The organism is Sporosarcina sp. ACRSM (assembly GCF_022346545.1).
Lineage (GTDB): Bacteria > Bacillota > Bacilli > Bacillales_A > Planococcaceae > Sporosarcina.
On the sequence record NZ_JAKRNU010000007.1, the window covers coordinates 1 to 14,053 of the forward strand.

The 14,053-nt window shown below is 43.8% G+C and carries 11 protein-coding genes and 1 rRNA gene; 4 read left to right on the forward strand and 8 right to left on the reverse strand.

What is annotated here, in order from left to right; translation table 11 throughout:
- Nucleotides 1-68 (reverse strand): 16S ribosomal RNA (locus MHZ95_RS11995); the annotation flags it as partial.
- A 356-nt stretch (nt 69-424) separates the two neighbouring features.
- Nucleotides 425-1,327, reverse strand: a complete 903-nt coding sequence (locus MHZ95_RS12000) for a DMT family transporter (RefSeq protein WP_239391182.1) — start codon at nt 1,325-1,327, stop codon at nt 425-427.
- Between the two features lie 637 nt (nt 1,328-1,964).
- Between MHZ95_RS12000 and MHZ95_RS12005 the strand changes: the two genes are divergently transcribed.
- Both MHZ95_RS12005 and MHZ95_RS12010 read left to right on the forward strand, forming a co-directional pair.
- A complete protein-coding gene (locus MHZ95_RS12005) occupies nt 1,965-2,687 on the forward strand; it encodes an MgtC/SapB family protein (RefSeq protein ID WP_239390862.1) in 723 nt (240 codons plus the stop codon).
- Nucleotides 2,688-2,699: 12 nt separating this feature from the next.
- Nucleotides 2,700-3,701: a cation diffusion facilitator family transporter gene (locus MHZ95_RS12010; RefSeq protein ID WP_239390863.1), complete on the forward strand. Its 1,002-nt coding sequence runs from the start codon at nt 2,700-2,702 to the stop codon at nt 3,699-3,701.
- Nucleotides 3,702-3,958: 257 nt separating this feature from the next.
- Here MHZ95_RS12010 and MHZ95_RS12015 read toward each other — a convergent pair whose 3' ends face one another.
- The gene (locus MHZ95_RS12015) at nt 3,959-5,122 is read right to left on the reverse strand and encodes an iron-containing alcohol dehydrogenase (RefSeq protein WP_239390864.1); all 1,164 of its coding nucleotides are present in this window, start codon (nt 5,120-5,122) and stop codon (nt 3,959-3,961) included.
- A gap of 120 nt (nt 5,123-5,242) precedes the next feature.
- On the opposite strand from MHZ95_RS12015, the gene MHZ95_RS12020 reads away from it, so the two are divergent.
- Nucleotides 5,243-5,479 carry a DUF378 domain-containing protein gene (locus MHZ95_RS12020; protein WP_239390865.1) on the forward strand — a complete coding sequence of 79 codons (237 nt, stop codon included), beginning with the start codon at nt 5,243-5,245 and terminating at the stop codon, nt 5,477-5,479.
- Nucleotides 5,480-5,524: 45 nt separating this feature from the next.
- On the opposite strand, the gene MHZ95_RS12025 is transcribed toward MHZ95_RS12020, so the two are convergent.
- The 3 genes from MHZ95_RS12025 to pruA all read right to left on the reverse strand — a co-directional run bounded on the left by MHZ95_RS12025 (nt 5,525) and on the right by pruA (nt 9,687).
- A complete protein-coding gene (locus MHZ95_RS12025; RefSeq protein WP_239390866.1) occupies nt 5,525-6,769 on the reverse strand; it encodes a Glu/Leu/Phe/Val family dehydrogenase in 1,245 nt (414 codons plus the stop codon).
- Nucleotides 6,770-6,849: 80 nt separating this feature from the next.
- A complete protein-coding gene (locus tag MHZ95_RS12030) occupies nt 6,850-8,043 on the reverse strand; it encodes an ornithine--oxo-acid transaminase (protein WP_239390867.1) in 1,194 nt (397 codons plus the stop codon).
- Between the two features lie 99 nt (nt 8,044-8,142).
- Nucleotides 8,143-9,687, reverse strand: coding sequence for an L-glutamate gamma-semialdehyde dehydrogenase (gene pruA / locus MHZ95_RS12035; protein ID WP_239390868.1), 1,545 nt, complete (start codon nt 9,685-9,687; stop codon nt 8,143-8,145).
- Nucleotides 9,688-9,823: 136 nt separating this feature from the next.
- Between pruA and MHZ95_RS12040 the strand changes: the two genes are divergently transcribed.
- Complete coding sequence (locus tag MHZ95_RS12040; RefSeq protein WP_239390869.1) at nt 9,824-11,146, forward strand: AAA-type ATPase lid domain-containing protein; 1,323 nt, start codon at nt 9,824-9,826, stop codon at nt 11,144-11,146.
- A gap of 142 nt (nt 11,147-11,288) precedes the next feature.
- Here MHZ95_RS12040 and yugI read toward each other — a convergent pair whose 3' ends face one another.
- Complete coding sequence (gene yugI / locus MHZ95_RS12045; protein WP_239390870.1) at nt 11,289-11,663, reverse strand: S1 domain-containing post-transcriptional regulator GSP13; 375 nt, start codon at nt 11,661-11,663, stop codon at nt 11,289-11,291.
- 164 nt (nt 11,664-11,827) lie between these two features.
- On the reverse strand, nt 11,828-13,978 hold the full coding sequence (locus MHZ95_RS12050; RefSeq protein WP_239390871.1) for an RNA polymerase sigma factor: 2,151 nt from the start codon (nt 13,976-13,978) through the stop codon (nt 11,828-11,830).
- Nucleotides 13,979-14,053: the final 75 nt, after the last annotated feature.

A 14,053-nucleotide genomic window follows, 5' to 3' on the forward strand; every position in this document is an offset into this window, starting at 1 on the left:
CGCTCGACTTGCATGTATTAGGCACGCCGCCAGCGTTCGTCCTGAGCCAGGATCAAACTCTCCATAAAAGAAGAAAATGAATAGCTCATTTCTTGCTGACTTTGAATCCGAAGATTCGTTTATGTTTGTGTCCCCAACAGAGTTGGTTCAACAAACTATATTTGTTAACGTTTTGCTGTTCAGTTTTCAAGGTTCATATCTCGCCACTTTTCGACAGCGACCTTTACATCTTATCAAATCTCATCGTCGCTTGTCAACAACTTTTCTAAAAAGTTTTTCGTCGTTTCCGCTTATCGGAAATGCGACGCTTTCTATATTAACATCTCTTCCAGAACGAGTCAACAACTTTTTGAAACTTCTTTTTCAACGTTGTTTCTCGCTCCCGGAGGACATGTACTAATATACAACATAACGATTTAAGAAATCAAGCCTTTTTCGAAAAAAACTTCTCTTTTATTTTTCTTTCATCTACTACAAACAAGACAATCCCTGCTATGACAATGATTCCGCCGATAATTTGTGGTGCGATCAATGTTTCATTAAACACATAATACGCCATGACAGCAGCTCCAACAGGCTCAAACAAGATGGCAATTGAAATGACATTCGTGCTCACCCACTTAAGAGCCCAGTTAAACAACGTATGGCCAAGCAGATTCGGAATCAATGCAAGCATCAAAAACCAAAACCAGTCAGACCCGGAATAAGGACCGAACGACTCCCCTTTAATAAGGACATAAAAAAACAATGTCACTGTGCTTATTGAATACACGACAAACGTATAAGTAATAAGAGAGATTCTTTTTCGGACGTCTTGACCGAATAAAAGATAGATTGTGATCAGTGCGCATCCTGCCAAAGCTAACATATCTCCATAAAAGGCGCTGCCACTCAACTGAAAATCTCCCCAGCTTATAATGACGCTTCCCGCTATGGCAATGACACCTGATAATAACGTTTTAAATGAAATTTTTTCTTTAAAGAAGAAATAAGTACCCACGAAAGCGAAAATCGGCTGTAGTGTAACGAGCACAGTGGAACTTGCGACTGAAGTGTAGTTTAGGGATTCAAACCATAGAATGAAATGAAACGCTAAGAATATCCCAGCGATCGTAGAAAATATCCAATCTTTTTTGCCAAGGGTAAAAATTTCTCCTCTGTATTTAATGAGGAATATCGGTAGCATAAGCAGAACCGAAAACAACATCCGATAAAATGCGATGACTCCTGGATCGGCCGTGGCAAGTTTCACAAAAATTGCAGACAGGGCTACGGATATGACACCAATGATAATTGGTATATAGGGATGAATTGCGGGCTTTTCCATTTCAGACACTTCACTTTCAATAAATTGCACCCGGATTTTGAATTGAGCAAAGCTCAAGTCATTCCTTTCAAAACCCGTGACATCCTTTGTTCGTTCAGCGAGCGTTTGAACACGCACTGAACAGGGAAACAAAACCACATTCATCTCACTATCTATAGAGGTGGGAGTCCTCTGCTGTATGAAGACAAATAAGGTTACAATTTCCTTTTTAGGTTATAGGAATAGTAAATAGTATAACATGGTTGAATCAATTACGCCTCGGCGTAATTGCGTCCAGATTTTGAATTAAGCAAAGCTCAATTAACTCCTTTCAAAATCTGTGACATCCGCGGGAGGCTTGGACCAACAGAACATTGGTCACTCAGGCGTTGCCAATCAAACAGCGAAGGGTTTGATTTGCCCTATTTCTGCGTTTTTTGCAGAAATTAAGGCATTTTCATTCAGGACGCGGCGACCTTAGCCTGAGTTCCTCTAATCAGCAGGGAGTTTGGACTCCCTCTAATTGTAATGATTCTGGCATTCATCCCGCCACTTATGGAAACGGGTGACTTCTGTAGCTGACGCTTCGCTTTCAGTACAAAAAGATTTGCTGAATCAAGTTAAAAAGAACATGATGACAGACAAAGGGGGAATAATGATGGTATGGATTTTAAATGAAGCGATGTATCCCGAAGTCCTTATTAAAATCATGCTCGCTTTAATATTAAGTTTAGTGATCGGTGTAGAGAGGGAAATGAAGAAGAAACCGATCGGGTTAAAAACGAGTGCAGTTATTGCCACTTTTAGTTGTTTACTGACAATTATCTCGATCGAGGCAGCTTATCTTGTACCGGCACGTGATGATATCAATGTCACAATGGACCCTTTACGTCTTGCTGCACAAATCGTGAGCGGCATTGGTTTCCTTGGAGCCGGAGCCATCTTAAGGAGGGATAACGATAATATCACTGGCCTAACGACAGCGGCCATGATTTGGGGTGCGGCTAGTATCGGGATCGCTGTCGGTGCAGGTTTCTATATTGAAGCTGCTTTTGCCGTGCTCAGTGTCATGTTCGTCATCGAAGTCATCGCACCCGCGCTTGGAAAGTTCGGTCCGAAAAGACTCCGGACCAAAGACGCAGCCTTCCTGTTCATTTTATCGGACAAATCAAAAATCGAGGCTCTCATTGATCATTTAAAATCTGAAGGAATGGTCATTGAAAATTTACGTATTCGGCAACTAGGAATGGATGATAAGCCGTCAAAACATGAATTGGATTTCCGGCTTTCCGCGCTTCCTAAAAAGAAGACATCCCAATTATATGTAGAGTTATCCACACTCCCCTACATCGAATCAGTTGAAATCGAAATATTCCCATGATGGAGGATTCAGATGAAAGACATGCTCAAACTTTTAAAAGAAGGGAATAAGCCTTCCCTTCTCGCGGCTATCGTGAATACTGTAATCGCTGTTTTGAAGGCGATTGCTTTTTTCTTTACTGGTAACGTCGCCATGTTTGCCGAAATGATGCACTCATTCGGAGACGCCGCCAATCAATTTTTTGTGTTTATCGGCTCGGCTTTGTCCAAAAAAGCACCAACACCGAAATTTCCGAATGGCTTTGGCCGGGTTGTCAATTTAGTTTGTCTCGGCGCTGTCATCGTCGTCGGCATCATGTCTTACGAAGCCGTCAAAGGCGGACTCCATCATATTTTAAACCCGGTGGAGTCAAGCGGATTTCTGATTAACTTATCCGTTCTTGGGATTAGTATCATTCTTGAATTTTCCGTTCTTTATAAAGCTGGGAAAGAAGTTTTACACGAAGCAGGGATTCAAAAAGGGGGCTTAGCACCACTCACTAGTAGCTTTGCTCATCTGAATAAGGCAAAGCCGCCGACTAAACTGGTCTTTATGGAAGATTTCGTCGCGACAACTGGTGGGCTTCTCGCGTTTATCGCAGTCTTATTAGCGCATTTTTTCGATTTGCTCATTGCAGAAGGGATAGCATCAGTGTTAATTGGGCTTATGATGTTTTATGTTGTCGGGAAAGTATTTCTTGAAAATGCCCGTGGTGCTATCGGTGAGACCGATGAAGAAATGCTGCAACATATTGCTCTTCTCATCGCGGAAGACCCTGACGTAAAAGATATCCAAAAAGTGGAAGTTATTAAGGAAGGAGAATTTCTGCACGTTGAAATTGTCGCAGAAGTGGACGCGTCACTAACGGTAGCTTATGTGGATGATATCCGCGATCGTCTTATGGACTTGGTACTCAATCAAAAAGGCGTGCGGGATGTTGTGATTTCATTTGATGAAGATGATGGCATCAAAACATGGCGAAAAGCCAACCCTCCTCGGACTGATCAGCAAGTCACAGCAAAACTGCCTGAATAAGCGTTGCACAATTCAACAAAAAACGTCACGTTAGGAGTTATCCATTCGTGACGTTTCGTCATTTTTATCTTCATTCAGCAGAAGACTCCCACCTCCATCGGTGGCGGGATGAATGCGTTTTGGTTTACTGTTCAGCAGGTGTTCAAACACCCGCTGAACGAAGATAAAGCCTCCGGCGGATGTCACAGATTTTGAAAGGAGTCAATTGCGCAAGCGCAATTCAAAATCTGGACGCAATCACGCCGAGGCGTGATTGATTACAAGGAGGCTTTCAGGATGGACAGGACGTCTGCTTTGTCGAGTTTTACAAATTGACCAAGCGCTCCATTTGCAGTTGCTTTTTCAGCCATCAATTCCAGTTTTGAACCGTCAATTTTATAGTCCGCTAACGTTTCCGGTGCCCCAAGCGCTGTCCAGAAAGCTCTTAAAGCGTCAATTCCTTCATATGCTATCGTTTCCGGTGTTTTTCCTTCCGGATGCACACCAAAGACTTTGACCGCAAGTCTTGCGAACCGTTCAGGATTCACTTTGACGTTATGGCGCATCCAATGTGGGAATAAAATAGCTAGGCCGCCCGCATGGGGAATATCGTAGACCGCGGACAATGCATGTTCAATATCATGTGTCGCCCAATCGCCCTGATAGCCCATTTGAAGGAAATTATTCAATGCGATCGTTCCCGCAAACAGAATCGTCTCCCTCAACTCATAGTTTTCCAAGTCTTCTACAAGGTTAGGTCCGCTTTCCATAATCGCACGTAATACACCTTCACACATTTCATCTTGAACAGGTGTATTTTGCGCATTATTGAAATATTGTTCAAAGATATGGGACATCATATCGACAATCCCGTAAATGGTTTGGTCTTTCGGGACAGAAAGTGTATACGTCGGATCTAAGATGGAGAACTTCGGAAAGTTAAAAGAGCATCCCCAACCGTATTTTTCTTGTGTTTCTTCATTAGTAATGACGGACCCTGCATTCATTTCTGAACCGGTAGCAGCTAAAGTCAGTACGGTGCCCAATGGGAGAGCATCTTGTGGAGTCGCTTTTCTTATGACCAGATCCCAAGCATCACCATCATATTTTGCTGCTGTTACAATCAATTTTGCACAATCGATAACCGATCCCCCTCCGACAGCAAGGACAAATTCGATGTCATGCTTTTGACAGATTGCAACCCCTTTACGTGCGGTGGAAACCCGCGGATTCGGTTCAACGCCGGAAAGTTCATGTACTTCCATATTGTTTGAATGCAATAGCTCCATCACTTCATCATAAAGGCCGTTGCGTTTAATACTTCCGCCTCCGTAGACGACTAGCACTTTTTTTCCGTATTTCGTTATTTCTTGCGGTAAGCTTTGTAATTGTCCTTTACCGAAAATCAATTTAACCGGATTCTGAAAGATAAAGTCGTTCAAGATAAATCCGCTCCTTTCCATTTAGTTAATTATCCAAAAAAAGAGGTGAGATTGCAAAAATAAGATAGCCCGTATGAAACAAGTCTGCTTGGGCATAGTAAGCAAAGGAGGTGTTCACAATTGGGAAATCTGCATAAATTAGCCCTCGCATTAACGATTATCGGCGCACTCAATTGGGGAGTCGCAGGAATCTTCCGTTTCGACGTTGTAGCACAATTGGCTGGTGGTGCAGCGGAACCACTTGCCCGATTTATTTATCTCATCATTGGGATTTCAGGTCTGTTTAATCTTGGACTGTTATTCGATCATTGGCGGGATCGAGACGATGTAAAAGTGACGACAGCGGAAGAAGCATAAAAGGCATTTCCCGAGTCGAATCGGGAAATGCCTTCTATTTTCAACTTATGCCCATCCACGGAAACGGGACGCTTCTGCAGTTTTACGTACCCCGATCATATACGCCGCAAGACGCATATCGATATTTCGTGTAGATGCTGTTGTATATACATTTTCAAATGCTTCAACCATTTTAGCCGTCATTTTTTCACGAACTTCTTCTTCGGACCAGTAATAGCCCATATTGTTTTGAACCCACTCGAAGTAAGAAACCGTTACACCGCCCGCGCTTGCAAGAACGTCTGGTACGAGCAAGATACCGCGCTCTGTAAGGATTCGAGTTCCTTCAGCAGTTGTCGGTCCGTTTGCCGCTTCCACAACGATTTTCGCGTTAATATTATGCGCATTTTTCTCAGTGATTTGGTTTGCAATCGCTGCCGGTACTAGAATATCACAATCGAGCTCTAGCAATTCCTGGTTTGTAATCGTATTATCAAACAATGTCGTCACAGTTCCAAAACTATCACGACGGTCCAATAGGTAATCGATGTCCAAACCGTTCGGATCATGAAGGGCTCCGTAAGCATCGGAAATACCAATTACTTTCGCGCCTGCATCATGCAAGAATTTCGATAGGAAGCTTCCAGCGTTTCCAAATCCTTGAATAACGATACGTGCACCTTTCATATCGATTCCACGGCGTTTTGCGGCTTCTTCAATAATGATGGTTACACCTTCCGCTGTCGCACGGTCACGTCCTTGGGATCCACCAAGCACGATCGGTTTCCCTGTGATGAAACCTGGGGAGTTGAATTCATCGATGCGGCTGTATTCATCCATCATCCATGCCATAATTTGCGCATTCGTGAAAACGTCTGGAGCTGGGATATCTTTTGCAGGTCCCATTACTTGGCTAAGCGCTCGGACATAGCCACGGCTTAGGCGCTCAAGCTCACCCATAGACATTTCACGTGGATCACAGATGATCGCACCTTTACCACCGCCATATGGCAGATCAACAATTCCCGCTTTCAGTGTCATCCACATTGAAAGGGCCTTTACTTCTTCTGCTGTTACCTCTGGATGGAAACGGACTCCACCTTTTGTAGGTCCGACCGCATCATTATGCTGTCCACGGTAACCCGTAAATACTTTCACTTTTCCATCGTCCATGCGGATAGGAATCCGTACTTCGACCATACGGAGAGGTTCTTTTAAAAGTTCGTACATTCCTTCATCATAGCCTAATTTGTCAAGTGCTTCTTTAATGACATCTTGTGTAGACGTAAATAGATTCAGGTTTTCAGTCATTTAATGGTTCGCCTCTTTGATTCATAATATTTACTTCGGACATATTGTAACATAATCGTCACTGTTTTGGGGAATATATATCAATTCGCGAAAACTTTTTCGATTTTTTGGATTGCCCAGTCCAAATCTTCTTGCGTAATGATGAGAGGTGGAGCAAAACGGATGACTGTTTCATGTGTTTCTTTACAGAGCAATCCGAGCTCTTTCAATTTTTCACAATATGGACGTGCTGCTTCCGTCAGCTCGATTCCAATGAACAAACCGCGCCCTCTCACTTCTTTAATCGACGGATGTTCGATTTTCTTTAATGCTTCTGTGAAATAATTTCCGAGTTCAAGTGATTTTTTTGCAAGTTCTTCTTCTTCAAGCACTTCGAGCGATGCAATTGATACGGCACAAGCCATTGGATTTCCACCAAATGTCGAACCATGTGAACCTGGATTGAAAACGCCTAAAATTTCTTTATTTGCCACTACGCATGAAATCGGGAATACGCCGCCCCCTAGCGCTTTTCCAAGAATATACATATCTGGTTCAAACCCTTCCCATTCACAAGCAAACATTTTCCCCGTACGGCAAAGTCCTGCCTGGATCTCGTCTGCAATGAACAGCACATTATGCTTCTGACAAAGGTCATATGCCGCTTTCATGAAACCTGCCGGCGGAATAATGATCCCCGCTTCTCCTTGGATCGGTTCAATGAGGAATGCTGCCGTATTCGGCGTGATCGCCGCTTCCAACGCTTGGAGATCGCCGTATGGAATGAGGTTGATGCCCGGAAGCATCGGTCCAAATCCTCGTTTATATTCCGCTTCGGATGATAAAGAGACAGCCGTCATTGTACGGCCATGGAAGTTTCCTTCACAAGCGATGATTTCTGCTTGCCCTTCTGCTACGCCTTTTACATCATAAGCCCAACGGCGCGCCGCTTTGACAGCTGTTTCTACCGCTTCTGCACCTGTGTTCATCGGCAGCGCCATTTCTTTACCGGAGATTTCGCAGACTTTCTCATACCACGGGCCGAGTTGGTCGTTATGGAAAGCCCTTGAGGTAAGAGTCACTCGATCCGCCTGGTCTTTTAATGCTTGGATGATTTTCGGATGGCGGTGTCCTTGGTTGACCGCGGAATATGCTGAGAGCATATCCATATATTGATTTCCCTCAGGATCCTTTACCCAAACACCTTCTGCTTCAGAGATGACGATTGGTAGTGGATGATAGTTATTTGCCCCGAATTTTTCTGTTTGAACAATCACTTTTTCTGATACTGACATCTATTCCATCCCCTTTGTTATGTAGTGGTCAGACCCACCCTCTGGATGGGTCTTATTTATTTTATTGGATCAAACCTAAGCGTGCATCCGCCGCTTTTCTTATAACATTTCTGATGTTGTCTTGCCTTGCATATGCAGTTGCAAGTAGTCTGGTCCGCCCGCTTTGGAGTCTGTCCCAGACATATTAAAGCCGCCGAATGGTTGATAACCGACGATGGCTCCTGTGCAACCACGGTTGAAGTACAGGTTGCCGACGTGGAAATCTTCGCGTGCCTGCTCGATATGAAAACGATTGTTTGAGATCACTGCACCTGTAAGGCCATAATCTGTGTTGTTCGCAATTTCAATCGCTTCAGTGAAGTCTTTGGCTTTCGTCAAGCCGACAACTGGTCCGAAGATTTCTTCTTGCATAACACGTGCATTCGGACCAAGATCAGCGATGACTGTCGGTGCCACGAAGTATCCTTTTGAACTATCGCCTGTTCCTCCCGCGATGAGGCGCCCTTCTTCTTTACCGATTTCGATATACCCCATGATTTTATCAAATGACGCTTGGTCGATTACCGGTCCTGCAAAGTTCTTTGGATCTGTTGGGTCGCCGTATGTCAATTCTTTTGTCAACTGTTCGACACGCGCTACGACTTGATCGTATACGTCTTCATGGATGACTGCACGGGAACAAGCCGAACATTTTTGCCCGCTGAAACCGAATGCCGATTTGACGATGGATTGTGCTGCAAGCTCAAGATCCGCTTCACTATCCACAACGATCGTATCTTTTCCGCCCATTTCAGCGATGACGCGTTTCAACCAGATTTGCCCTTCATTGACGACTGCCGCCCGCTCATAAATACGCGTTCCGACTTCACGTGAGCCCGTGAAGGAGATGAAACGGGTTCTTGGATGATCGACTAGATAATCACCGATTTCGGAACCGGAACCAGGGATGTAGTTGACAACCCCTGCAGGCATTCCTGCTTCTTCAAGCACTTCGATGAATTTATAAGCGACTACCGGCGTTGTGGATGCCGGCTTCAATAGCACTGTGTTTCCTGTTACGAGTGCTGCTACAGTTGTTCCTGCCATAATGGCAAAGGCAAAGTTCCAAGGTGAAATCACGACTCCGACTCCAAGTGGAATATAGTCAAAACGGTTGAATTCACCTGGACGGCTTTCCACAGGAATGCCATCTTTTAACTTCAGCATTTGGCGGCCATAATATTCCAAGAAATCGATTGCTTCAGCTGTATCCGCATCCGCTTCGTTCCATGGTTTCCCCGCTTCTTTAGTCAGAAGCGCTGAAAATTCGTGCTTGCGGCGTCGAATGATAGCTGCTGCTTTGAAAAGAACATCCGCACGGAATTCAGGTTTCACCTTTCTCCACGTTTCAAATGTTTCGTCAGCAATTTCCATCGCTTTCGTCGCAAGGTCTCTGCTTGCTTTCGAAACGGCTCCGATCACTTCTTCTTTATTCGCAGGGTTTGTGGAAACCAATTTCTCTTCCGTCATAATACGTTCTCCGCCAATAATAAGTGGATAGTCTTGCCCAAGATACCCTTCCACTGTTTTCAAAGCTTCCAAGAAAGCCTGTTTGTTCTCTTCTTGTGTAAAATCTGTGAATGGTTCATGTTTATACGGAATCATGGTAATCCTCCTTTTTTCTTGCGCAAAAAATATTTGCATTAAGTCCTCATCTACACTTATAATAATGCAAGATATTATTGCTCTTTTCAAGTATTATTTTAAAATTTTCGCAAAAATGTTACAGAAGGTGATGATGATGTTGAAAAATGAAAAGTCTTTCCTCCCTTTCTTCAAGTTTGCCGTCAATCATGTCGGAGTCGGTATCCATGCCATCAATCAGGACGGACAAACTGTTATTTACAATGACAAGATGAAAGAAATCGAGGGTCTCGCGCTAGAAGATGTCGGGGATCGTTCCATTTTGGAATTGTTCAATTTTGAACAAGAAGAGAGTACGCTGTTAAAAGTGCTACATAGTGGCAAAGAACAATTGAATGTGAAACAGACCTATTGGAACCGGAATGGAACGGAAATTACAACCATTAATGACACATACCCCATTTGGGATGGGGATACACTGATCGGTGCAATTGAGTTGGCAAGCGATGTAACCGCGCTTGAAAAATTTGTTTTTCAACCCTTTCGGAAAAATAGTGATCCTGTCACGTTCAGTCAAATTATTGCAGAATCCGAATCGATGAAAGCGGTCATCTCCACCGCAAGAAAAGCGGCACGTGCAAAATTACCGGTCCTCTTAATTGGTGAAACGGGTACTGGAAAAGACCTGATTGCAGAAAGTATCCATCATGAGTTAACGCCTTCCAACGACCGGTTCTATACGCTATATTGCCATAGTTCCAACCCAGATCTGATTGAAAAATTGCGGGATAATCTGAATGGTGAAGAACCACTCTCCTTGTTTTGTGAACGGATCGACTTGTTGTCCATCCCTCTCCAGCAGAAATTGCTGGCTATCTTGGATGCAGCGTCGCATGAAAATCGCTTATTCTTGGCCAGTATCGGAGAGGATCCCGTCGAATTGATCGCTTCAGGTTCATTATTAAAAGAGCTCTATTACTTTTTCTCTTCATTCGCAATCCGCATTCCGCCTTTGCGCAAACGGACGGAGGACATTATGCCGTACATCTCCGCCTATTTGACGAGACGTGCGGAGCGATTTGGCTCTGCTCTGGAAGGGATTTCAAGTGAAGTGGAACAGCTATTCCACGAATATGATTGGCCTGGCAATATACGCGAGCTCGGATTATTGCTGGATGAGGTGACGTCACTCGCTACAACGGAAACAGTCATCACTTATGATATGCTCCCGCTCCACTTCAAAATGAAAAGTGAGAAAACGACGGAAGAACCGAAGCAAGCTTCGGATTTCATCGTCCAACCCGGGAAGGACTTGTTGCCGCTCGACCAATTTTTGCGAGAAGCGGAAGCCTATTATATTCAAAAGGCCATGAAGCATAATGAGGAAAATGTGACGAAGACAGCAAAAGCGCTTGGTATGAGTAGACAAAATCTGCAATATCGATTGCGAAAAATAAAAAACGAGGAAAAGGCTCCTTAATGCCTTCTCCTCGTTTTTTGTATTGTCCAGACTCCAGCGGCCAGATGCTCGGGTCATAAGCAATCCTGCTCTGTGGCAAAGAGCGCCACGTCGCTGGATCGACTTATGCCTGTCGCATCTGAACGGCCGCTTCCGCATTTCTTTATTGCCCTGATCTTTCAATCCAGTCTTTCAACTTGTCTTTCAGGGAGTTGAAGCCTTCTGCGTCTCTTTCTTTGACACGCGCTTGTAGTGATTTACGCGGTTGGTCATTTCTTTTTGCCGGCGGCGGTGACTCTTGGAGCGCACGGATGGATAAACTGATTTTCCCTGCACCTTCATCGACTTCCAGCACTTTGACATTCACTTCTTGCCCAACCGAAAGAAAGTCATGAATATCTTTTACAAATCCATACGTAATTTCCGAAATGTGAACGAGCCCTTGTGTTTCTTCATCCAGTGCGACAAACGCACCATATGGCTGGATACCTGTAACTTTTCCGGAAAGCTCTTCACCCGCTTCATATTTTTTTGCCATTTGAAACAGCTCCCAATCTATTTTGTATCGTATCTGCCGTTAAGGCCATCCAAAATTATACCATGTTTGAGAGTGCCGGGCAAAAAGTTGACTGGAATTATCCGAAAATTAATAAGATTCATCAGGCCTCAATCTCTATACGCTTTTACAATAAAAACCGGCGGCTATTTTTCGATTTCTTCCCAATCCCTATAAATCGAGGTGATTTTCCAGCCGATCTTATCATCCGCTTCCAAATCAATGTAAAAATGAGCCATGTTTCCCCGTATCCATGCAATTGAACCATCTGAAGAATCCCATAGAAGTCCATCCACTTCATCTAGATGAAAATTCTCTTGTTCCCAATCCGCAAGATACGTTTCAAGCGGCTGCGGGTTGTCCCTCGGCGTATACAGATGCCACATTGTTACGGGGTCCTTTTGGTCATTTGCCAAATAATACATACCGAAAATAACGAAAGGATGCACGTCTTGTAACAAGGTGGAATCATTGTTCGCCGTATAGAGCCTGTACGTGTCCTCCACTAACTGATCAAAAGATGGATCAGGGAAAGCGACAATATCAAAACCTTTATCAGGTTGTAAAATCCCTTTCATCTCAAATGTATGAAGCTTGCCCGCCTTGGCGAGTCCCATTGCATAACTCAAATGATAGGCAGTGAAACGGCTTTGGGTTTCGGAATGTGTCCATCCACTCGCTTCCATTTCACGAATTATATTTCTCATTACATATGCAGATGGAGACTCTTCTCCACCCGATGCGATTCTCTTCCAAGCTGTCTGTACCTCTTCTGTTATTTTTCCATCGGGGCCAATGATCCGGTTCGTTTCTGAGTCGGTAATCATTCCATAAAATAAAGTTGAATAGTAATCCCTTAGCGACATATATGGCAATTCAATTTCATCACTTGCCAACAACGTATATTCGATTTCCACTAAATCATCCACCTTTTCCGCATATGTCCTATTCAAGTCTGGTACAGGGGTTGAAGATTCCAATTGCGTAATATAACCTGCCAAATCCGGGTGGATGGATGCTTTCATTTGCGCGCTTAACTCATTTCTTGAAAAAGCGGGAACTACATTGTCCCATTGTGGCATAGACGTTAAGTATAGATTTTGCTCTTCCATACGATTGAGTGCCTGTTGTAATTCTTCCGGGTACGATTCTTTATTGCCAAGAAACTTTTCAATTTGAACAGTTCCTTCCACCTTAGCCTCTTCAATAAGCAATTGGTGTTGAAATGTAAATGTTATATAAGATTCTCGGATATCATACATCTGTTTCATATACTCACTGATAAATTTCGCACTTTTCTCTTTGTCGGAGGTTAATGGCTGTTTAATGAGTTGTTCCACCATCTCGGATGGCAATGCCAGTTGCCTGATGATTTCATCGTATTGCTTTTTAAGCTTTTTCTTATTCAGCCGACCGGTTTCTGCAAGGCTGAATGCTTCATGTTCAATCCTTCTTTCAAAATCCTCCCTCGCTTGTTTTCCATATGCGGTAAAGTAATAATAGTTTTGATGGTCTTCTTCAGTACTTTCTTTCAAGCCCAATTGCTCATAGCGGCTTGCAATTTCTTCTTCAAAAGATTCTTTTAGCTGTTCGATATATTTTTCTCCTGAAGCTTTTTGATACTCATCCCCTGTAACAATTGGGATGAGTATGATTGCAGCTAAAGCGATTAGTCCGATGCCCCAGGATAGGAGGATCTTTTTGGAACTCCTATTTTTCTTTCGGACCGGCTTCTGCCTCTCTTGTTTCGGTGGTGTAAAGACTTGATCTTTCCGGAATGAAAGTCGTATTCTCTCATACGATTTTTCAAGAAACGCCAGTCGTTTATCCAATAGGGGACGCCCAATCCCGGACGCAAGTTGGTCTATTGCTTGCGTGATTTGCTCCTTTACGGCCTCCTTTGGAATCCCTACAATCTTAGCGATTTCTACCTCATTCATCTGATGGAACCGGGACAATATGAAGCTCATTTTTGCTTCCCTGTCCAAATGAAGAATGAGCGCATGCATTTCCCGATCCTCTTCGAACGGTGAGATCGCTTCTTCTGGATCCGTCCGCTGTAAGGATGGTAGATTTTCTAGCACAGCTCGATAGAAGCGTTCCTTCAGTCCGTCTTCATCCGTCACGTTTTCCAATTCCGCAACCATTTGACGAAATGTTTCCTCTGTCACTTCTGCGGCTTGTTGTTGTGTACAGCCATATTGAATCGCAAATAATTCGATCTTTGCACAATAGTGATCCATCCACTTTTCAAAGGCGGTCGGATCTTCATCCCGCATTCGTTCATATCTCCCCACGCAATCTCCCCCTTCCCCTTCAAAGCCCAGATTTTTCATTCATCCTTAGACGGAGGGACAAGTTGCGCCCCCCTC